Origin of the sequence: Terrabacter sp. MAHUQ-38 (assembly GCF_014518425.1) — a bacterium.
Taxonomy (GTDB): domain Bacteria; phylum Actinomycetota; class Actinomycetes; order Actinomycetales; family Dermatophilaceae; genus Terrabacter.
In genome coordinates this window covers 309,487-329,802 of record NZ_JACVCU010000003.1, presented here as the reverse complement: position 1 = coordinate 329,802, position 20,316 = coordinate 309,487, and the positions used below count along the sequence as shown (strand labels likewise).

Here is a 20,316-nt window from a genome sequence, read left to right as displayed (position 1 = left end):
GTCTGCGCGCCCACCGTATGCCGGGGCGCGGCGGATCGCCTGAGGACGGCCAGGCCGTCTTCGGGTGGCGTCCGTGGAGCCGGCGGCTCAGGCCGCGGTGGTCAGGCCGAGTCGCCGGACGAGACGCACGGCGTCGTGGGGCGCGTGCCCCTTCGCGTCGTTGTCGAAGTAGACGTGCACGTCGTGCCCCTCGTCGAGCCAACCCCGGCACGTCTCGGCCCAACGGTCGAGCGAGTCGTCGGTGTAGCCGCTCGCGTAGAGCTCGGTCTCACCGTGCAGCCGCACGTAGCGGAAGTCGCTCGTCGCGTCGTGCATGACCGGCCAGCGACCCGCGCTGTCGGCGACGACGACGGCGACGCCGTGCTCGGAGCACAGGGCTCTGGCCTCCGGCGAGTCGAAGCTCGCGTGCCGCGGCTCGAGCGCGTGGCGCAGGGGGATGTCGACCTCGCACGTCGTCAGCACCCGGTCGTCGACGAGCTTGTCGTCGTGTCCCCCCGCGAGGCGGGCCGCCTCGCCCGTGGTGCGCGGGAGCAGGTCGAAGAAGGCGGACACGCGGTCGGCGTCGTACGCGAGCCGCTCGGGCAGCTGCCACAGCACCGGCCCCAGCTGCATCCCGAGCGCCAGCACCCCGCTCGCGAAGAAGTTGGCGAGCGCGGTCTCGACGTCGCGCAGCGCCTTCATGTGGGTGATGAAACGTCCGCCCTTGACGGCCAGCACGACGTCGGTGGGGACGGCTGCCCGCCACGCGGCATACGAGCTCGGGCGCTGCAGGGAGTAGAAGGACCCGTTCACCTCGACCGACGTCATCCGCTCGGCGGCGTACGTCAGCTCGAGCCGCTGGGGCAGCCCCTTCGGGTAGAAGTCGCCGCGCCAGGACGGGTAGCGCCACCCCGAGACGCCGACGAGCGCGCGGCCGCTCACCGCGTGCCCCGGCGCCGCGCGGCTTGTGTCTCCAGGTGCTCCACGCGGCTCTCGAGGCCCAGCACCTTGCCGATGCCGACCAGGTTGAGGCCTTCGTCGAGCAGCTCGCCGATGCGTCGCAGCCTCTCGAGGTCGTTGCCGCTGTAGCGCCGGGTGCCACCTGCCGTGCGGTGCGGCTCGAGCAGGCCGCGGGCCTCGTAGAGCCGCAGGTTCTGCACGCGCATCCCCACGAGCTCGGCCGCGACCGTGATGCCGTACAGCCCGCGGTCCGGGTCGTCGTCGGGTCTGGCGCTGTCGGACCGTGCCACGGGGCCTCGTCTCGAAAAGTGGTCTTGCATCAGGCTGCTGCCGGTGCTAGAACAAATCTACAACGCACACCACAGATCTGACGTGGCTGTCGATCCATGACGGGCAGGCCGATGTGATGGAGGTGACGACGATGCCGGGCCCCGTGTCTGACGTCGAGCTCGAGGTGGAGGTCGCTTTCGCCGAGCTGGTGCTCGCGGACGACGACCTGCTGCAGGCCGAGTTCGACGAGCTCGTCGCCGCCGTCCTCGCCGAGCCCCCGCCGGGCGACCGAGTGCCCCGACCCTCCCGCCGCGGTGGTTCCGGTCCACAGCGCAGCAGCCGCCCGCCCACCCCGTCACACGTCCGTCCTCGCCCCGCTGCTCGCGTCTCGAGACGCCGCAACCGTGAGCGCAGCCCTCCGTGACGGTTCGTCCCCCAGTTCTCATCCCCCTCGGCTGTCCCGGTCGCATCCGTGCGACCGGGACAGTGCCGTCTCGTCCCCACAGGCCACGCCGTGGTGGTTCTCGGGGACGGCGCCGACGATCCCCGACCGTCTCCAGCGGCGATGTGCCGATTGGGTATGCCGGTCGGCGTGGTGTTATCGTTCCTTCCGCACCGAGGGGCTGTGGCGCAGTTGGTAGCGCGTCTCGTTCGCAATGAGAAGGTCAGGGGTTCGAATCCCCTCAGCTCCACCACACAGCAGAAGGGCCGTCACAGGAGTGACGGCCCTTCTGCTGTCTGGTGGAGCAGTCCTGCGATTCGGGAGCCCCCGGAGCGCCGCGGCGGCGACGGCGTCCCCTCAGCTCCACCACACAGCAAACCGCCGCACCCGCGAAACACGGGGCGAGGGGCGGCTTCTCTCTCGTGACTCTCCGCGCCGCCGGATCGGAGTCTCATCTCCGGGACAACCGTGTCGAATTCGGCCGTCGCCGTTCGTGTAGTAGGTATGAACGCGGACCAACGAGGTCCGCCGGAACAGAGGGAGCAGTCGTGGCCGAGTACCTTCTCTACTTCAATCAGCAGTGGGTGGGCGACCACTCCGAGGAGTGGTTCCGTGGGCGCGGACCGCTCGCCATGGCGGTGGTGAACGAGATGAAGGCCTCCGGGGTCTACGTGTTCGCCGGTGGGTTGGAGGAGGAGGACGGCCCGGTCTACAGCGCCGATCCCACCAGTGGCACCGTGATGATCACCGACGGACCTTTTGTCGAGACCAAGGAGTTTCTGGGCGGGTTCGCCGTGGTCGACGTGGCCGATGACGAGGCCGCCAAGGTGTGGGCGGGCAAGATCGCGGAGGCTTGCGGCTGGCCCCATGAGGTTCGCCGCTTCAAGCGGCCGCCCGAGGTCGAGTGACCCCATCGTCGGGACTCACGTTTGTTCATCCTCCGCAGCGGCCTCGACCGCCGATCACGCCCGGTCGCAGCGGATGCCGCGGGCATGAGCAACGGCGCGGACCCGATCGGCAGCTGCTCGTCCGGTGAAGCCGTGCCCCCGGGTGCCTGAAAGTTGGGACTCACCGCTGACACCTGTGCAACGTGTGCACAACGCCGAGAGACGCCCGATCCGAGCCCCGCATTTGTTCACAATGAGAAGGTCAGGGGTTCGAACCCCCTCAGCTCCACAAACATGAAGAAGGACCGGACCGAGTTTTCGTCCGGTCCTTCTTCATGTTCTGGATGTGTACGGCGCGATTCGGGAGGCAGCGGAGCGCGCTGGAACCGACGGAGTCCCCTCAGCCATCAGGTCTACGTCATTTGCAGGTGTCGGTCGGTGGCCGGACTCTTGTTCACTCGCCAGTGGGCAGCGGCAAACGACACAGAGGCCTCAGCGGCCGCTGCCGTGGGGGACCGATGACGATGACCAAGTCGTACGACGAGACACGAGCGACCCGTCTGTCCGCGCGCCATTGGCGACGAGCGACTGCGCTGCCGGTCGTGACGGCGATGTTGGGCCTGGTCGGCCCCACGGGCGCGGCGGTGGCCGCCGAGCCGTTGTTGTACGTGAACCGCAACAGCTCGAGCTGCTCGGACACGGGGCCGGGAACCGCCGCCGTACCGTTCTGCACCATCGACCGCGCCGCGTCGGTGGCCGTGGCCGGCCAGACGGTCCAAGTGGCGAGCGGCACGTACGACGAGGAGGTCTACGTCGACCAATCGGGGACGTCCACGAGCCCGATCGTCTTCACCCCGGCGCCCGGCGCCGTGGTCACCGTCAACAGCGATGGCCACGCCTTCAAGGTCGAGAACCGCAGCTGGGTGGTCATCCGTGGTTTCCGAGTTGCCGACAGCGTCGGCGACGCCATCGACATCGAGGACTCGACCCAGATCACCGTCGCCGACAACGAGGTGCTGGGCAGCGGCGTCACCACCTCCTCCGGCAAGGCGGTGGGCATCATTCTGGACGGCACGACGAACTCGTCGGTCTCGGGCAACAGGGTTCACCACAACAGCGACCGTGGGATCTACCTGACCGGCGCGTCCGGCAACACGATCGTCGGCAACGAGGTCTACAGCAATGCCCGCGTGTACGTGCGTGAGGCGTCCGGAATCCATGTCTACCGCTCCACGTCCAACACCCTCAAGGGAAACGTGGTGCACCACAACGAGGACTCCGGCATCAACATCTACACCAGCAGCCTCAACAACCTCGTCGTCGACAACGTCTCCTTCGACAACGGCGACCACGGCGTCGACGTCTACAGCTCGACCGGCAACCGCGTCGTCGGAAACTCCATCTACCGCAACGCGACGGCTGGCCTCAACGCCGAGGGCGGATCCACCGGCACCGCATTCGCGAACAACGTCTCGGTCGACAACGGGATCGGCAGTACCCGCACTCGCGGCAACATCCGGGTCGACTCGTCCTCCGACACCAGCTCTTCGATGAACAGCGACCTGATGTTCCTCTCCTCCCCGGACGTCATGGTCATCTGGAACGGCGTCAACTACTCCTCGGTGGCGGCGCTCCGGACCGCCACCGGGCAGGAGGCCCGCGGCTTGCAGGCCGACCCCCGATGGCGCGCGCCCGGCGCCGGGGACTTCCGCCTGTCTGCTGGTTCACCGGCGATCGACTCTGCGGACTCAGGAGTCAGCGGGCAGACCGCCACCGATCTGACCGGTGCCGCCCGGGTCGACGATCCGGCCACGACGAACACGGGCGTGGGCCCCCGAAGCTACGACGACCGAGGGGCGCTCGAGTTCGTGCCGACCCCGAACAGGGCACCGGACGCCCAGGACGACGCTGTGTCGACGCCGGCCGACACCACTGTGGCCGTTCCCGTGCTGGCCAACGACGTCGACCTCGACGGCGACAGCCTTTCGGTGGGAAACGTCGGCTTGCCTGCGCATGGCTCCGCCTCTGCGGCACCGAACGGGACGATCAGCTACACCCCCGCACCGGGGTACGCCGGCACCGACGCGTTCACCTACACAGCGGTCGACGGCCGAGGCGGAGCCGACCAGGCGACGGTGTCCGTGACGGTCACCGCAGCCGACCCCACGAACAGGCCTCCGACAGCGGTCGACGACCAGGCCCAGACCCAAGAGGGAGCCTCCGTCTCGATCGGAGTGCTGGGCAACGACTCGGACGCGGACGGTGACCCCCTCAGCGTGACCGCCGTCGGCGCGCCGGGCCACGGGTCCGCCGTGGCGGTCGGGGACGGGACGATCAGCTACACGCCGAGCCCTGGGTACAACGGCCCAGACCAGTTCCAGTACACCGTGGGGGACGGTCGTGACGGCCAGGACACAGCCACGGTGTCGGTAACGGTCACGCCGAGAGACCACGTCGGCAACCCCGGCTTCGAGAGCAACACGACCGGCTGGAACACAGCTGGGTCGGGGACCGGTGTGGTCCTCCAGCGAGTAGCCGGCGGGCACTCCGGCAACTGGTCGGCGAGCGTCACCAACACGGGCACTTCGCAAACCAGCTGCACCCTCAACGACTCGCCGAACTGGGTCGCAACAACGGTCGCCGGCACCTACACGGCCCGACTGTGGGTGCGGTCCGAGACGCCCGGTGGCCTCTTCCGGCTGCGTCTGCGCGAGTACAGCGGCACGACCCTCGTGGGATCCCAGACCAGCACCGCGTCCCTCGATGCCGCCTGGCAAGAGGTGCTGGTCCGCTACTCGCCCGCCAACCCGGGCGGGTCGACCCTCGACCTCAACGGCTACACGACATCCACCCCGCCGGGCACTTGCTTCCAGGCCGACACCATCTCCTTGACGCGCGCGGACGGGGTGGTGCAGAACGCTCCACCCGACGCCCTCGACGACACCGCCTCGACAACACAGGACAAGGCCGTCGTCGTGAACGTGCTCAACAACGACACGGACCCCGACGGCGACACGCTGACGGTGACCGGCGCGAGCCAGCCGGCGCACGGAGCGGTGCAGGTCGACGCAGCCGGGACCGTCACCTACACACCCACGGCGGGCTACTCCGGATCAGACGCGTTCGACTACTCGGTGGCCGACGGCCGCGGCGGCACCGACACGGCACGGGTCTCGGTCACGGTGACGGCCTCGGACCCGAACCTGGTGGCGAACCCCGGCTTCGAGGTCAGCACCTCGGGCTGGAACAGCTCGGGCTCCGGAACGGGGGTCACCCTGAGCCGGGTCAGCGGTGGCCACTCCGGCGGCTGGGCGGCACGGCTGGCGAACACCGGCTCGACGTCGGCCACCTGCGTGCTCAACGACTCACCCAACGTCGTCACGACGAGCGGGCCAGGCACCTACGCCGTCAGCATGTGGGTCCGGTCCGACACTGCAGGGGCTTCGTTCAAGCTACGGCTGCGCGAGTACACCGGAAGCACGCTCTCCGGGTCGACAACCGTCTCAGCCACCGTGACCACCGCCTGGCAGCAGGTCACCGCCACCTACGTCGCCGCGGCCCCGGGCTCCTCGACCCTGGACCTCAACGGCTACGTCTCCGCTGCCCCACCGGGCACCTGCTTCTACGCCGACGACATCTCCGTCACGCGCAGCTAGCCGAACGGTGGATCGTTGGCCGAGGCCTCGTGACAGCCAGCCTGACGGCGGCTCCGAGCCAACCATGGAGCCCGACGAGATCTGCGCCGAGCTGGATCGAGCTCGCGCCGACTTCCGGGACCTGCTGGACACCGCCACCGTTGCCCAGCTGCGCCAGCCCAGTGACGGAACCAGGTGGACCAACGAGCAGCTGCTGTTCCACATGCTCTTCGGCTACCTGCTCGTGCGGAACCTTCTCGTGCTGGTCCGCGCGTTCGCACGGCTCCCTGACGCGGTGTCCAGACGGTTCGCGGCGCTCCTCGACGCCGGCACGCGGCCGTTCCACGTCGTCAACTACATCGGCTCTCTCGGGGGCGCGCGTGTCCTCGGGTACGCCCGCATGGAACGGCTCATGGACCGCGTGACCCACAGCCTGCAGTCGTCGCTCCGTCGACAGTCGGCGGCGGCGCTGGACCGCGGCATGCACTTCCCCGTCGGCTGGGACCCGTACTTCAAGGAGTACATGACGCTCCGCGAGATCTACCACTACCCGACCCAGCACTACGACCACCACAGGCGACAGCTCACCCTCGCCGAGGCACGTGGCAGCTGAGATTCATGCCCACACCTGCCGGGAGCGGCAGGCCTCAGGACTCGAGAGTCGACTTGGGCCTTCCGGTCCACGCGCTCTTGTGGCCGCGGGGAAAGACCCAACGAAACACCCGTAGCCCCGGTCGGTGGCACCAGCAGTCGTCCGCGCAGCCGCAGGCGATGAGCCCCGCGCGCTCGCGCACCAACCCGACGACCGCGGCCGCGAGGTAGAGACCGACAGCCAGCCCCAGTACGCGTTTCATGACAGCCCCCTCCACGACCCGCACGTCCATTCACCCATCATGCGCCCCGCGGAGCGTCGCGCCGTCAGACCCAGCTGGGGAACCACATACGGGCCTGCCACTCCGACAACGGGATGACGTCGGCGACGTAGATCGGGTGGAAGAACGCGAACAGTGCGATCGTCACCAGCACGAACGCCCCCATCACGCCGTAGCCCACCCGCCGCCGGGTCGGCGACGCGTCGCGGCCCCCGATGGCCAGGCCCAGCACGTACACGCACGCCAGCACGACGAACGGGACGAACGCCACCTCGTAGAACGAGTAGATCGTCCGGTTGCCGAGGAAGAACCACGGTACGTAGCCCGCGAACAGGCCGCACAGGATCGCGCCCGCTCGCCAGTCCCGGCGCAGTGCCCACATGAAGAGCAGCACGAAGATCGCGAGCGTCGCGCCCCACCAGATCGAGACCGTGCCGATGGAGGTGATCGCCTTGCTGCACTGGTCGACGAGGCAGCCGTCTGCGCCCTTCTTCGGCCCCTCGTAGAAGAACGACGTCGGTCGCCCCTGGATGAGCCACGACCACGGGTTGGTCTGGTACGGGTGCGGCGAGTTGATCGCCTGCGTCGAGGCGTACATCTGCTGGTGGTAGGCCCAGAGCGAGCGCCACCAGTCGGGCAGCCACGCGTGCGTCGTCTCCGGGTTGTTCTGCGCCCACGTGCGGTACGACCCGCCCTGGGTGAGGATCCAGCCCGTCCAGCTGGCGACGTACGTGACGAACGCGGCGCCTACGAGCTGGGCGAACGCGTACGGCCCGTCCTTCAGGACAGCGCCGGCCGACCACCCGCGTACACCGGCAGCCCGGCGTGCGCCCACGTCCCACAGCACGGTGAGCAGGCCGAAGAAGACGAGGAAGTAGAGGCCCGACCACTTCACGCCCGCGGAGAGCCCGAGCGTGATTCCGGCGACCCAGCGCCACGGCCGCCAGCCGAGCCACGGCCCGAGCCACGACGTCTCGGAGCGCGGCCGGTCGCCGACCTTGCGCGCCAGCACCTCCCGCGCCCGGTCGCGGTCGATGAGGAGGGCGCCGAACGCGGCGAGCCCGAAGAACATGACGAAGATGTCGAGGAGCCCGGTACGCGAGTGGACGAAGTGGTGGCCCTCGAACGCGAGCAGCGCGGCCGCGACCGTGCCGAGGACGTCGCTGCGGAAGAGCCGCCGGGCGATGAGCCCGATCATGAGGATCGAGAGCGTGCCGGCGAGCGCGACGGCGAAACGCCAGCCGAGCGAGTTGAGGATGCCGAAGGGCACCTCGCCCCAGCCGATGAGCCACTTGCCGACCGGCGGGTGGACGACGAAGTCGCCCTCGGTGCCGTAGATGAAGGGGTCGTTGGCGGTGAAGTGCTGGTCGACCTGCTTCGTGTCCTGCAGCAGCTGGTCGTTCTTCATCTCGAACCAGTACAGGACCATCGACCAGCCCTGTTTGACGTAGTACGTCTCGTCGAAGACGAGCTGGTGCGGCGCGCCGACGTGCCAGAACCGCATGAAGCCGCCGACGAGCATGAAGAAGAGCGGGCCGCCCCAGCCGAGCCACGCGATGCGGCCGGCCGTTCGGCGGGCCAGCCGGAAGTCGTCGGCCGGGTCTCCGAGCAGGCGAGCGCGCACCTGCCTGGCCGAGTTCATGGGCGCCATCGTATGCAGTGCGGCTGGGCGCGGCGCACGCGCGCCGTGCCCAGCGCGAGCCCAGGACCGCCGCTGAAGGTGAGGGCCGCGGGGGGAGCGCTCAGATGGTGATGCCGCGTCCTCGCAGGACCGAGTAGCCGAGGAAGGCGACGATGTCGAGGAGGGCGTGACAGACGACGAGCGGCATGACGCGACGGGTGCGCACGAAGACGAGCCCGAGCACGAGGCCCATGACGATGTTGCCGGCGAAGCCGCCGAAGCCCTGGTAGAGGTGGTAGGTGCCGCGGACGAGGGCCGAGAGGCCGATGACGACCGGCCATGACCAGCCCGTCTGGCGCCACCGGGTGAAGAGGTAGCCGACCATGACGACCTCCTCCAGCAGGGCGTTCTCGACGGCGGCCAGGACGAGCACGGGACCCGACCACCACACCGGCTCGAGGTTGGCGGCCGACACCGTCGTGTTGATGCCGATCGCCTTGGCGAGGAAGTAGAAGGCGAGGCCCGGGATGCCGATGACGGCTGCGAGCCCGAGGCCGCGCAGGAGGTCCCGGCCGGGCTCGCGGCGGTCGAGACCGACGAAGTGACCCGCGCGTGCGTCGACCGACGGGCGGCGCACCGAGTTCAGCAGGTAGAGCGCAAGAGCCACGGCGGCGAGCGGCAGGACGATGCCGGCGAGCTGGTAGGCGAGGTCGAGCCACGGTCGCCCCGGCGTGGCCGACTCGTTCATGGCTGTCGTCTGCTGCGACAGCGGAACCGGCCGCGTCAGCTTCTCGATGATGCTGAGCACGGCATACACGGCGGACGAGCCGAGGCTCACGCCCAGCACGAGGACGGTCTCCCATCGCAGCCCCCGGTGCGCGGCCGGGTCACCGACCGGCTCCGGGTCGCGCTCCGACGGGGCGAGCAGTCCGGCGAACCGACCGCGCGCCGCGGTCGCTGGGATCGACATGGCGCCAGCGTAGCTACGCGCGCCTGTGAGCCGGCTGACGAGAGTCCGGTCCCCGTGTGCTGGGGTGTGGCCCCCGCTGCCGCGCGCTGGTCGTACGCTCGGCAGATGTCGCTGCTCGCCGCATGGACCGCCGGTCGCCATGTGGCCGACGGCTTCGAGTTCCCGGTCTACGAGCGCGGCGAGGGGCCGGGCATCGTCGTCATCCACGAGAGTCCGGGCCTGACCCCGGAGGTGATCGCCTTCGGAGACGAGCTCGTCGCCGAAGGCTTCACGGTGGTCCTCCCTCACCTCTTCGGCTCGTCCCATGCGCCGCCGCGTACGTGGGAGGCGGCCCGTGTCGTGCCGCGCCTTTGCGTGACAAAGGAGTTCACGATGTTCGCCACCGGTCGCACGGCCCCGCTGGCCGGCTGGCTGCGATCGCTCGCCCGCCGGGTCTTCGCCACCGCCGGCGGGCCGGGAGTGGGCGCGATCGGCATGTGCGTCACCGGGGGCTTCGCGCTCGCGATGATGGTCGACCCCGTCGTCGTGGCCCCCGTGATCGCACAGCCGGCGACACCGCTGCCCATCGGGGCCGCGCGGGCGGCGGACGTGAACCTCTCTCCGAGCGACCTCGCCGTCGTGCGGGACAGGGCGGCCAACGGGTGCACGGTCCTCGGCGTGCGCTATCGGCACGACTGGATCACCGGCACCCGTTTCGAGACGCTGCGCACGCAGCTCGGTGACGGCTTCATCTCGGTCGAGCTCGACGGCTACGGGCACTCGACGCTCACCGACCACCGGCACCCGGAGGCCGTCGCCCGCGTCACGTCGTTCTTCCGCGAGCGACTGCTGGCCCACTCCTGACGGTTAACCCTTGGCGCGCAAGGCAGCCGACGGCATACCGTCGTGGGTCATGACGTCGTCCAGGCTGCGCGCCACCCTCCGGTCCCGCCTCACCGTGGCACTGCGCGAGCGCGACCGCGCCGCGGCCGCGACACTGCGGTCCGCGATCGCGGCGCTGGACAACGCCGAGGCCGTGCCGACCGGTGACGGACGCGGTCCGGTGACGTCCGCCCACGTCGCGGGCGCGGCGATCGGAGTCGGTGCGGCGGAAGCCGACCGCCTGCTGCTGACCGACGGTGACGAGCGCGAGATCGTCGGTGACGAGATCCGCGGCCTGATCGAGGCTGAGCGGCTGTACGCCGTCGCAGGGGAGGCCGTTCGGGCGAGCGAGGCCGGCCGGGCTGCGGCCCTGCTCGACGACGTCCTGGCAGGACTGGACGGGACGAGCCCGACCTGACGGTTTGTCCACAGGGCCGGGGGACAACCTGTGCACCGCCGGCTTGGCCATGTGGAGAAGGTGGCTTTTCCGGTGGACGACACGCCGACGACCTGTGGACGCGAAGAATTCTTCGCCGAACCGGTTGCGGGCCCCTCGCGACGGGCGTAGAAATCTCTCACGCACTCCCTTCGGGGAGAGCGGGACAGCTCGGAGACGAGGGTCCAAACGGTGGGGCAACCCACTGCGGCAGCCGGGTGACGGGGCGGCCGGGACCGGAGACGACGAGATGTCGATCGGGAGCGTCACCATCGACCGATCAACCAGAAGGGCCCTTGAGACTCATACTCCCAAGGGCCCTTCGCCTTTGTCCTGCAATGCTTCTCGCGTCAGACGGTCGCCGCCGCCGTCGGCCGCCACGGCCTGAGCCACGGTGTCTCGGGCCAGCCCTCACGGCCGGCGACGAGCTCGTACATCGTGGCGCGGTCGATCGACTCGCGGACGATGTCGGCGTGCCCCGCGTGCCGCGCGAGCTCCTCGACGAGGTGCATGGCGACCCACCGCACCGACCAGGCGTCGATGTCCTTCGGGAACCATGGCGCGTCGCGCGGCACCGGCACCGGTGCGCCGAGATCCGCCCGCCGCAGCACCTCGCGGGTCACGTCTCCCTGCGCGGCAAGAGCGGCGAGAAGGGACTCGAGGGTGTCGTCGTCGGTGACGACGAAGTCGCTGCCGTAGGCCTCGGCCTGCTCTTCGACGGACGTCTCTGGAGGCGCCGGCGCCGCGGGTGCAGCCGCCATCCGCTCGGTCCAGCCGCGCTCACAGTGCGTCACGTGCTTGATGAGCCCGCCGATCGTCAGCGTGCCTGCCGTGGGCGCGAGTCGGATCTGCTCCTCGGTCAGGCCGTAGGCGACCGAGACGAACGCGTCGCGCTGCTGGTCGATGTAGGCGATGAGGCTCTCGCGCTCGTCGGCGACGGGTGGGACCTGTGCTGCCATGGTGGTTCTCGCTCTCTCAGTCGTTGCGGTGGGCGTAGAGGTCACGGAGCAGGGAGATCTCCGCACCGTGGTGGATGAGCTCGCGGTTGATGTGCAGGACGAGCTCGGCGCGGGAGTACTCGGCAAACGGTCCTTCCGCCGGACCGCACGGCTCGGCCAGGGCGTCCACGTCCCAGGTGCGCACGCCTCCGAACCACGCGGCATAGGCGGCGTCGATCTGGGCGAGGGCCTCGGAGGCCGTGCCGGCGTAGGCGAACGTCTGGTAGTCGGCCTCGGGCCCGCCGAAGTGGCTGTGCGAGCGTGCGCCGAGGACGCCGACGATGAGGTGCGCGAGACGCCAGGCGATCGTCGTGACCGGGGCGGGGACGGGCTCGGGATAGGCGAAGTCGATGGTGAGCTCGCCGCTGCCGCCTTGGATCTCGGTGATGCCCTGGCCGCGCGGGTGCACGTTCCAGGCTCCGGGGGTCGGCTCCCAGAGGTACTCCTCGTCGGTCAGTCCCTCGAAGCGCGGACGGAGCTGGTGTGTCCAGTGCCAGTCGGCCTGCTCGACGACGACTCGGGTCCAGTCGATGGTGGTCTGCGTCTGTGTCATGAGTCGATCGTGGCACCCATATAGGACAGAAACTGTCCGCAGAGGCTGCCACACTCGTGACATGTCCTCGACGCCCGAGAGCACCACCGGCACGACGGCCCGCGTCCTGCGGCTGCTCGACCTCCTCCAGAGCCGACCCGTCTGGAGCGGCACGGAGCTCGCGGAGCGCCTCGATGTCACGACACGCAGCGTGCGGCGCGACGTCGAGCGCCTGCGCGAGCTCGGCTACCCGGTCAACGCCGCACACGGGGCCGGCGGGGGCTACCAGCTGGGGGCGGGGCGCCGCCTGCCGCCGCTGCTGCTCGACGACACCGAGGCGGTCGCCATCGCCGTCTGTCTTCGGCTCGCCGCGGGCGGCACGGTGGAGGGGCTCGGCGAGGCGGCGGTGCGCACTCTCGCGAAGCTGGACCAGGTGCTCCCCGCCCGGTTGCGCTCGCAGGTCGAGGCGATCCACGAGGCGACCGTGACCCTCGACGGCGCAGCCTCACCGGTCGACGCGTCGACCCTGCTCGTGTTGGCCCGAGCGGTCCGCGAGACCGAACGGGTCACCTTCGCGTATGCCGGTCCGCGCGGTTCCGGGGAGCGCCGCGTCGAGCCCTACCGCCTGGTCGCCACCGGACGTCGCTGGTACCTGCTCGCCTACGACCTCGACCGCGACGACTGGCGCACGTTCCGGCTCGACCGGATGACCGACGCGGAGGCGCGGGGGTGGCGGTTCACACCTCGCGAGGCGCCGGACGCGGTCGAGTATGTGCGGCGCTCGATCTCCCGCGACGCCTACGACCACGTGGCGCGCGTTCGCATCGAAGCGCCGAAGTCGTTGGTGGAGAAGCACATCCCGCCGTCGGTCGGCACGGTGACCGCCGACGGCCGCTCGCGGTGCATCCTCGAAGCCGGTGGCAACCACCTCGGTGCGATGGCGATGCACATCGGCGCGCTGCCGTGGGAGATGACGGTGCTCGACCCACCGGAGCTGCGCGACACGATGCGTGAGCAGGCGCGGCGGATGCTTCGGGCGATCGGAGACCCGGCCGGCGACTGACGCGCGTGTGGGCGCGAGCCGACCGGACGGCATACGCCCTCAGCCGGTGTTGCGCAGGCCCGCGGCGATGCCGTTGATGGTGAGCAGCAGCGCGCGCTGCACGTCGGCGTCCGGCTCGGCCTCGTCAGGCACGGAGCGTGACCGGGCGAGGAGCGAGGTCTGCAGGGCGTGGAGCGGCGCGAGGTAGCTGTCGCGCAGCTCGAGCGTGCGGCGCAGCGTCGGCGCCGACTCGAGCAGCTCTGACTGGCCGGTGACGCGCAGCACCTCCTCGAGCGTGCGGGCGTGCTCCTCACGGATCGTGTCGAAGAGCCCCGCGACCTCCGGCGGCACGAGCTCGTCGACGTAGCCGGCGGCGATCTCGAGGTCGGTCTTGGCGAGCGTCATCTGGACGTTGGACAGGAACGTGCGGAAGAACGCCCACGAGCCGTACATCTCGCGCAGGGTCTCCTCGCGGCCGTCCTCCCGGGCGGCGGCGAGACCGGAGCCGACGCCGAACCAGCCCGGCAGGATGATGCGCGACTGGGTCCAGCCGAAGACCCAGGGTATGGCGCGCAGGTCCTCGAGGCCACCGGCGCCGCCGGGTCGCTTGGCGGGGCGCGAGCCGATGTTCATCTTGCCGAGCTCGTCGACGGGCGTGGCCGAGACGAAGAACGGGACGAGGCCGGGGTCGCGCACCAGGCTGCGGTAGGTGTCCTGGCCGCGGCCGGCGACAAGGTCCATCGTGCCGTTCCAGCTGTCGAGGACGTCTTTCGGGAGAAGGGAGTTGCGGTGCAGCACCGACGCCTCGAGCACCGCCGCGAGGGCGACCTCGAGGTTGAAGCGGGCGAGGCCGGGGAGGGTGTACTTGTCGCTCAGGACCTCGCCCTGCTCGGTGATCTTGATCGGCCCGTCGAGACTGCCGTAGGGCTGCGACAGGATGGCCTCGCCGGTGGGACCGCCACCCCGCCCGACCGAGCCGCCCCGGCCGTGGAAGAGCCGCAGCACGACGCCGTGCCGGCGGGCCACGTCACGCAGCGCCCGCTGGGCGCGGTGGATCTGCCACTGCGACGCGGCGATTCCGGCGTCCTTCGACGAGTCGGAGTAGCCGAGCATGATCTCCTGCACGTCGCCGCGCGCCGCGACGACCCGGCGGTAGGCCGGGTCGCTCAGCAGCGCGTCGAGGAGGGGACCCGCGGCCTCGAGCTCGGCCACCGTCTCGAAGAGGGGCGCGAAGCCGATGCGAGCCGTCGCCTCGTGGGTGTCGGAGCCGGTGTCGACGAGACCGGCCTCACGGGCGAGGACGACGACCGCGAACACGTCGTCGATGTCGTGCGTCATCGACACGATGTACGTCTCGACGGTCTCTGGGCCGTACGTGTCGAGAGCCGTGCGGATCGCGTGCAGCAGCGAGAGCGAGGCGGTGGCCGCCTGGCCGAGGTCGGCGGCCCGGCTGCCGGTCAGCGGCCGGCGCGACGCGAGCTCGCGGGACAGCAGCGCCGTGCGTGCCGGGCGGTCGAGGTCGCCGTATGCCGTGTCCAGCTCGCCCAGGCGGTCGTAGAGGTCGGCGAGGGCCTCGTGGTGCTTGCCGCTGTGCTCGCGGATGTCGAGCGTCGCGAGGCCGAGGCCGACGGTGGTCGCGGTGCGGATGAGGCGCAGGATCGAGCCGTTGCCGGTGAGCTCGTCGCCGCCCGCGAGCATGGAGTCACGGACCAGGGCGAGGTCGGTCATCAGCTCGTCGAACCCGGCGTAGTCGCGGCCGGGCTCGTGCGCGGTGCCGTTGGCCAGCCGGTCGCGGGTGCGCTGCAGGCGGACGCGTACGAAGCTCAGCTTGAGGCGGTATGGCTCCTCGGCGTTCAGGCGCTTGAGCGCGTCGTAGGTGACGGGCAGGGCCTCGGCGTCGGCCGCGAGGCTCCGGCTCAGCTCGTCGGTCACCTCGACGACCCGGGTCGAGGGGGACAGCTCGGCCAGGAGGTTCTCGACGTGGGCGATGAGGGCGCGCAGGCCTGCGTCGTGCTGCAGGCCGATGACCTCGAGCGTCACCTGCGGGGTGACGTTCGGGTTGCCGTCGCGGTCCCCGCCTGCCCAGGCCCCGAAGCGGAGCGGGCGGGCGCCGGGCGGCAGCTCGAGGCCGATGGTCGCGAGCGAGCGGTCGAGCTCGGCGAGCAGCTCGGGGACGACCCGCGATGCGAGCGTGTTGAGGTAGTAGATGGCCGTGCGCGCCTCGTCGGTCGGCTCCGGCCGCTGGATGCGCAGCTCGTCGGTCTGCCAGACGAGGTCGACGAGCTCGGCCAGGCGGCGCTCGAGCCGCGGCTGGTCAGCCGGCGCGCTGCGGGGGTCCTCGAGGGTCTGCACGGTGTCGGCGATCCGGCGCAGCAGGTCGATGACGGAGCGACGGGTGGCCTCGGTCGGGTGAGCCGTGAAGACGGGGCGGTACTCGAGACGCGAGAGGACCGAGCTGACGAGGTCGCGGTCGACGCTGCCGTCGTCCAGCGCCTCGCCGATGCGTCCGACAGCGGCGGCGAGGGGGCCTTCGCGGACCGCCGTCACCTCCTGCCACCGGTGCAGCTGCTCGGTGACGTTGACGAGCTGGAAGTACGCGGTGAACGCCCGGGCCAGGACCACGGCCGTCTTCGCGTCGACGCTCGCGAGGGTCGAACGCAGGTCGTCGTCGCTCGGCTGGCGCGCGAGGCTGCGGACGCGCTCGACGAGGGCCAGCAGCTCCGCGCCCTCGTGCCGCTCGAGCGCCTCGCCCAGGAGCGCCCCGAGCTGGCGGACGGAAGCGCGCAGCGCAGTGTGCTGCTGGGCCGATGAGACGCCCGCTGCGAACGTCGCGGCGTTCGGCTCGCGTCGGTCTGCCGCCAGCAGCTGCTCGGTCGAGGTCTGTCCCGAGATGGTCATGGTCCTGTCGTACCGCGTGGAGGTTTCGGCGTGATTTCTGGTCCAGCATGGGAAACGTGAGTTTCGAATAGTGGACAGCCATGCGGCCGCACATCGGGTTTGGGCCGTGTATGAGCCCTTCCCGTTCTGTCCATTCTGGCATAGAATCGAACACATGTTCGGATCATCGGCGCTGGCGACGACAGAGGGCTTGGAAGCTCTCGTGTCGGCGCTGTCGCTGGTCGGGCGGGACGTGCGGGCTGACGGCGGGCCGGCTGACGGCGAGCCGGCTGACGTCGGGGCGGTGTCCGATGCGGACCGGATCGACCAGCTGGCCGCCTTGGAGCGGGTCAAGGCCGCGGCGGCCGCCGCGCAGGCGCGCGTGACGGCGGCGTTCGTCGACTCGCAGGAGCACGTCGCACAGGCATGGCGGGAGCGAGCGCGGGAGTGTTCGGACTCGGGCGACTTCGAGGGCTGGCGGGCCGCGCGTGACCAGGCGCGGGCGGAATCTCTGGCTGGGCGACTCGGCGAACGATGCCGGCGGTGGTGAGGGCGTCTCGGCGATCCGCTTCAGGCGGCGACCCCGGGCAGTGACCGGGCTGGCGGCTCAGGTCGCGTTGGCGCGGCACGAGTCGCCGGTGCGCGGCGCGCAGCATGTCGGGCTGGCCTTGGCGTTGACCCGGGAGATGCCGCACACGCTGGCGGCGCTGACGGCCGGGCGCCTCAGTGAGTGGCGCGCCCAGCTCATCGTCCGGGAGACCGCGACCCTGACGAGCGAGCAGCGCACCCTCGTCGACGCCGAGATCGCCGGAGTGCTCGGCGAACAGGTCGGCGGGCTGGGGGACAAGGAGCTGACCCGGCGGGTGCGGGCGGTCGCCTACCGGATCGACGCGGCATCGGTGATGTCGCGGGCCGCTCGGGCGCGGGCCGACCGTCGGGTCACCATCCGCCCCGCGCCGGACACGATGGCATACGTGACCGCGCTGCTGCCGGTCGCGCAGGCCGTGGCCGCGCACGCCGCGCTCACTGTCGCGGCCGGCACCGCCCGCGAGCGGGGACGAGCGCGGCAAGGGCAGGTCATGGCCGACACGTTCGTCACCCGCCTGACCGGTCAGGCCACCGCGGACGCGGTCCCGGTCGAGATCCAGCTCGTGATCACCGACCGGGCCCTGCTCGGCGCCAGGCACGGTGACAGGCCCCGTGATGGTCGCATTGACGGGCACGGCGAGACGCCGGCGCAGATTCCCGGCTACGGCACCGTCCCGGCCGCCTGGGCCCGGGCCCTGCTCACGCCCCCGACCCCCACGGACCGCGCGGGCCTCAACGGCGCGACCGGCGCGACCGGCGCGACCGGCGCGACCGGCGCGACCGGCGCGATGGGTGCGACCAGCGACCGCGGACCGCAGGGCTCTCGCAAGCGAGCGTATGGCTGCGGCGGCTCTACACCCACCCCGTCAGCGGGGGCGCTGGTCGCGATGGACTCGACGCGGCGCACCTTCGACGGCGGGCTACGCCGCTGCCTGCTCACCCGCGACGCCGGGGTCTGCCGCACCGCGTGGTGCGACGCGCCGGTCCGGCACGTCGACCATGTGACCGACCACGCCGACGGCGGCCCGACCAGCGCCGACAACGGGCAGGGCCTGTGCGTGCGGTGCAACCACACCAAGACGCTGCCCGGCCGGATCGCCCGCACCATCGCCCCACCCGGTCGGCTCCGAAGCGCCCAAGATCCGGGCCGGCCAAACCTGGGCGCCCCGCACACCGTTGAGACGACGACCCCCGACCGGGCACCGATATCGCTCGACCGCGCCACCGCTGCTCCCCGGCTTGCCGCCCGGCACCATGGACAGCCCGCTCGAACGCGCCCTCTCGCTCATGCTCGCCGCCTGACTGACGTGAGCCACGGCAGGGCCGAGGTGGTGCGGCATTCGCAGCAGGGTGCGCACGTGCGGAGTCGAGGACGATGGCGACGGGCCGGCGCCTGCGAGGATGACGCCATGAGCACCGGCACCCTCGTCCTGGCCGCCACCCCCATCGGCGACCCCCGGGACGCCGCCCCACGGCTCGCCGACGAGCTCGCGACGGCCGACATCGTCGCCGCCGAGGACACTCGCCGTCTCCGTCGCCTCCTGGCCGATCTCGGCGTCACCCCGTCCGGCTCGGTCGTCAGCTACCACGAGCACAACGAGGCAGCCCGCACGCCCGAGCTCGTCGAACGACTCGGCATGGGCGCGAGAGTCGTCGTCGTCACCGATGCCGGGATGCCGTCGGTGTCGGATCCCGGCTACCGCCTCGTCGCCGCTGCCGTCGAGGCCGACGTCCGCGTCACGTGCGTCCCCGGTCCGAGCGCAGTGCTCATGGCACTGGCCGTGTCAGGACTTCCCGTCGACCGCTTCTGCTTCGACGGCTTCCTGCCACGCAAGCCGGGTGAGCGGGCCCGGGTGCTCGCCGACGTCGCGGACGAACGGCGCACCATCGTGTTCTTCGAGGCTCCGCACCGCCTCGCCGACACGCTGGCCGCGATGCGCGACGCGTTCGGCGCCGACCGGCGCGCGGCTGTCTGCCGGGAGCTCACGAAGACCTACGAGGAGGTGCGTCGCGGCACCCTGACCGAGCTTGCCGAGTGGGCCGAGGCCGGCGTCAAGGGCGAGATCACCATCGTCGTGGCGGGAGCTGAGCGGGTGGCACCGTCCCTCGAGGACGCCGTGGCCGGCATACGGCAGCGCGTCGAGGCGGGGGAGCGGCTCAAGGACGTCGCGGCCGACGTGTCCGCGCACACCGGCCTGTCGAAGAAGGCGCTGTACGACGCGTCGCTCGCCGCGCGCTGACCAGCCGGCCCGGTCGAGGGGCGAGCCGGGCTTGTGTCGACCGGGGATCGCGACAAGGCTGGGCGGGTACCTCGTCGCGGCCCCGTCTCCGCGACGTCCCTTGCAGCGAAGGAGAACCCATGGCCGCCACTCGCACCGCCACCACGCACTGGGAGGGCTCGCTCTTCGAAGGTGGCGGACAGGTCACCCTCGAGAGCTCCGGCATCGGCACCTACGACGTCAGCTGGCCCGCGCGCACGGAGGAGCCGAACGGCAAGACCAGCCCCGAGGAGCTCATCGCTGCCGCGCACTCGTCGTGCTTCTCGATGGCGTTCTCCAACGGTCTCGCCAAGGCCGGCACCCCGCCGACGAGCCTCGACACCACGGCCGCGGTGACGTTCGTCCCCGGGACGGGCATCACCGAGATCAAGCTCTCCGTCGTGGGTGACGTGCCGGGCATGTCGGCCGAGGACTTCCAGGCCGCGGCCGAGGACGCGAAGGTGAACTGCCCGGTGAGCCAGGCGCTCAAGGCGGTCCCGATCTCGCTCGAGGCGCGACTGGCCTGACCCCAGTCGTCCGAGCCCGAGTATGCCGTCCAGCGAGCTGGGCGGCATACTCAGGCTTCGGGCGGACTCCCTTGCGGGTCAGGACTTCTCGGCAGTCTGCTTGAGCGACTCGAGCATGCTCTGCCAGTTCTGCGAGAACTGCTCCGCCTGCTCGGCGGACTCGTTGCCGTCCTGCTCGAGCGCCACCGTGGTGCGGCCGTCCCTCGTCGGAGTGAGTGTGTAGGTCACCGTGTGGTAGTTCTCGGGCCGGTCCTCCTGGCCCATGAGCGGGCTGTAGTGCGTCATCGACAGCCGGCTCGGCGCCTCGGCCTCGAGCACCTCGCCCTTGTCCTCGTACGGCTTCCCGTTCATCTCGCCCTGCCAGGTGATGGGGCTGCCCGCCTGCCAGTCGGTCGTCACGGTGGTGCCGACCATCCACGCCCTGACCTGCTCCGGGTCCGTCAAGGCGTCCCAGACGGCGTTCGGCTTCGCGTCGACGATGACCTCTGCGCGTGCGATGTGTCCAGTCATCCCTCAGTCCTACTCGCCGCGGCGCCCTTCCGCCAGAAGGTGGCCGATCGG

At 70.8% G+C, this 20,316-nt stretch carries 19 protein-coding genes, 1 tRNA gene and 1 pseudogene; 12 read left to right on the top strand and 9 right to left on the bottom strand.

Annotated features, from left to right (window positions below; genetic code table 11):
• Positions 1-87: 87 nt before the first annotated feature.
• Together H9I49_RS12595 and H9I49_RS12590 are read right to left on the bottom strand one after the other, a co-directional pair.
• A complete protein-coding gene (locus tag H9I49_RS12595) occupies positions 88-921 on the bottom strand; it encodes a DUF72 domain-containing protein (protein WP_188030724.1) in 834 nt (277 codons plus the stop codon).
• Positions 918-1,229 (bottom strand): MerR family transcriptional regulator, encoded by a 312-nt coding sequence (locus tag H9I49_RS12590; RefSeq protein ID WP_370587550.1) that lies wholly within the window; start codon positions 1,227-1,229, stop codon positions 918-920. Before H9I49_RS12590 ends, H9I49_RS12595 begins: the two co-directional genes overlap by 4 nt.
• 131 nt (positions 1,230-1,360) lie before the next feature.
• On the opposite strand from H9I49_RS12590, the gene H9I49_RS12585 reads away from it, so the two are divergent.
• From H9I49_RS12585 to H9I49_RS12565, 5 genes are all read left to right on the top strand, one after another.
• On the top strand, positions 1,361-1,633 hold the full coding sequence (locus tag H9I49_RS12585) for a hypothetical protein (RefSeq protein WP_223128657.1): 273 nt from the start codon (positions 1,361-1,363) through the stop codon (positions 1,631-1,633).
• A 195-nt stretch (positions 1,634-1,828) separates the two neighbouring features.
• Positions 1,829-1,904, top strand: a tRNA-Ala gene (locus tag H9I49_RS12580).
• A gap of 295 nt (positions 1,905-2,199) precedes the next feature.
• Entirely contained in the window at positions 2,200-2,559 is a 360-nt protein-coding gene (locus H9I49_RS12575) for a YciI family protein (RefSeq protein WP_188030721.1), read from the top strand.
• Positions 2,560-3,149: 590 nt separating this feature from the next.
• Complete coding sequence (locus H9I49_RS12570; RefSeq protein ID WP_255523969.1) at positions 3,150-6,194, top strand: Ig-like domain-containing protein; 3,045 nt, start codon at positions 3,150-3,152, stop codon at positions 6,192-6,194.
• Between the two features lie 64 nt (positions 6,195-6,258).
• A complete protein-coding gene (locus H9I49_RS12565; RefSeq protein WP_188030719.1) occupies positions 6,259-6,786 on the top strand; it encodes a DinB family protein in 528 nt (175 codons plus the stop codon).
• 34 nt (positions 6,787-6,820) lie between these two features.
• Here the strand turns inward: H9I49_RS12565 and H9I49_RS12560 are convergent, their stop codons facing one another.
• The 3 genes from H9I49_RS12560 to H9I49_RS12550 all read right to left on the bottom strand — a co-directional run bounded on the left by H9I49_RS12560 (position 6,821) and on the right by H9I49_RS12550 (position 9,636).
• Complete coding sequence (locus H9I49_RS12560) at positions 6,821-7,027, bottom strand: hypothetical protein (protein ID WP_188030718.1); 207 nt, start codon at positions 7,025-7,027, stop codon at positions 6,821-6,823.
• 64 nt (positions 7,028-7,091) lie between these two features.
• The gene (locus H9I49_RS12555; protein ID WP_188030717.1) at positions 7,092-8,687 is read right to left on the bottom strand and encodes a dolichyl-phosphate-mannose--protein mannosyltransferase; all 1,596 of its coding nucleotides are present in this window, start codon (positions 8,685-8,687) and stop codon (positions 7,092-7,094) included.
• Positions 8,688-8,787: 100 nt separating this feature from the next.
• Positions 8,788-9,636: a CPBP family intramembrane glutamic endopeptidase gene (locus H9I49_RS12550; RefSeq protein ID WP_255523923.1), complete on the bottom strand. Its 849-nt coding sequence runs from the start codon at positions 9,634-9,636 to the stop codon at positions 8,788-8,790.
• A gap of 105 nt (positions 9,637-9,741) precedes the next feature.
• Here H9I49_RS12550 and H9I49_RS12545 point away from each other — a divergent pair, with 105 nt between their 5' ends.
• Both H9I49_RS12545 and H9I49_RS12540 read left to right on the top strand, forming a co-directional pair.
• The gene (locus H9I49_RS12545) at positions 9,742-10,479 is read left to right on the top strand and encodes a dienelactone hydrolase family protein (RefSeq protein ID WP_188030716.1); all 738 of its coding nucleotides are present in this window, start codon (positions 9,742-9,744) and stop codon (positions 10,477-10,479) included.
• Positions 10,480-10,489: 10 nt separating this feature from the next.
• On the top strand, positions 10,490-10,915 hold the full coding sequence (locus H9I49_RS12540) for a hypothetical protein (RefSeq protein WP_223128656.1): 426 nt from the start codon (positions 10,490-10,492) through the stop codon (positions 10,913-10,915).
• A 368-nt stretch (positions 10,916-11,283) separates the two neighbouring features.
• Here H9I49_RS12540 and H9I49_RS12535 read toward each other — a convergent pair whose 3' ends face one another.
• Complete coding sequence (locus H9I49_RS12535) at positions 11,284-11,892, bottom strand: DinB family protein (protein WP_188030714.1); 609 nt, start codon at positions 11,890-11,892, stop codon at positions 11,284-11,286.
• Positions 11,893-11,908: 16 nt separating this feature from the next.
• On the bottom strand, positions 11,909-12,484 hold the full coding sequence (locus H9I49_RS12530; RefSeq protein ID WP_223128655.1) for a DinB family protein: 576 nt from the start codon (positions 12,482-12,484) through the stop codon (positions 11,909-11,911).
• Between the two features lie 61 nt (positions 12,485-12,545).
• Between H9I49_RS12530 and H9I49_RS12525 the strand changes: the two genes are divergently transcribed.
• On the top strand, positions 12,546-13,526 hold the full coding sequence (locus H9I49_RS12525; protein ID WP_188030713.1) for a YafY family protein: 981 nt from the start codon (positions 12,546-12,548) through the stop codon (positions 13,524-13,526).
• 39 nt (positions 13,527-13,565) lie between these two features.
• Here the strand turns inward: H9I49_RS12525 and ppc are convergent, their stop codons facing one another.
• On the bottom strand, positions 13,566-16,403 hold the full coding sequence (gene ppc / locus H9I49_RS12520; RefSeq protein ID WP_188030712.1) for a phosphoenolpyruvate carboxylase: 2,838 nt from the start codon (positions 16,401-16,403) through the stop codon (positions 13,566-13,568).
• Positions 16,404-16,509: 106 nt separating this feature from the next.
• On the opposite strand from ppc, the gene H9I49_RS12515 reads away from it, so the two are divergent.
• From H9I49_RS12515 to H9I49_RS12505, 4 genes and pseudogenes are all read left to right on the top strand, one after another.
• Positions 16,510-16,932, top strand: coding sequence for a hypothetical protein (locus H9I49_RS12515; protein WP_188030711.1), 423 nt, complete (start codon positions 16,510-16,512; stop codon positions 16,930-16,932).
• Positions 16,871-18,040, top strand: a pseudogene (locus H9I49_RS24200) (DUF222 domain-containing protein); the annotation flags it as partial. The gene H9I49_RS12515 and the pseudogene H9I49_RS24200, both read left to right, overlap by 62 nt.
• A 339-nt stretch (positions 18,041-18,379) precedes the next feature.
• Positions 18,380-19,210 carry a 16S rRNA (cytidine(1402)-2'-O)-methyltransferase gene (rsmI, locus tag H9I49_RS23935; RefSeq protein WP_255523968.1) on the top strand — a complete coding sequence of 277 codons (831 nt, stop codon included), beginning with the start codon at positions 18,380-18,382 and terminating at the stop codon, positions 19,208-19,210.
• 119 nt (positions 19,211-19,329) lie between these two features.
• A complete protein-coding gene (locus tag H9I49_RS12505) occupies positions 19,330-19,755 on the top strand; it encodes an OsmC family protein (protein ID WP_188030709.1) in 426 nt (141 codons plus the stop codon).
• 78 nt (positions 19,756-19,833) lie between these two features.
• On the opposite strand, the gene H9I49_RS12500 is transcribed toward H9I49_RS12505, so the two are convergent.
• On the bottom strand, positions 19,834-20,265 hold the full coding sequence (locus H9I49_RS12500; protein ID WP_188030708.1) for an SRPBCC domain-containing protein: 432 nt from the start codon (positions 20,263-20,265) through the stop codon (positions 19,834-19,836).
• Positions 20,266-20,316: the final 51 nt, after the last annotated feature.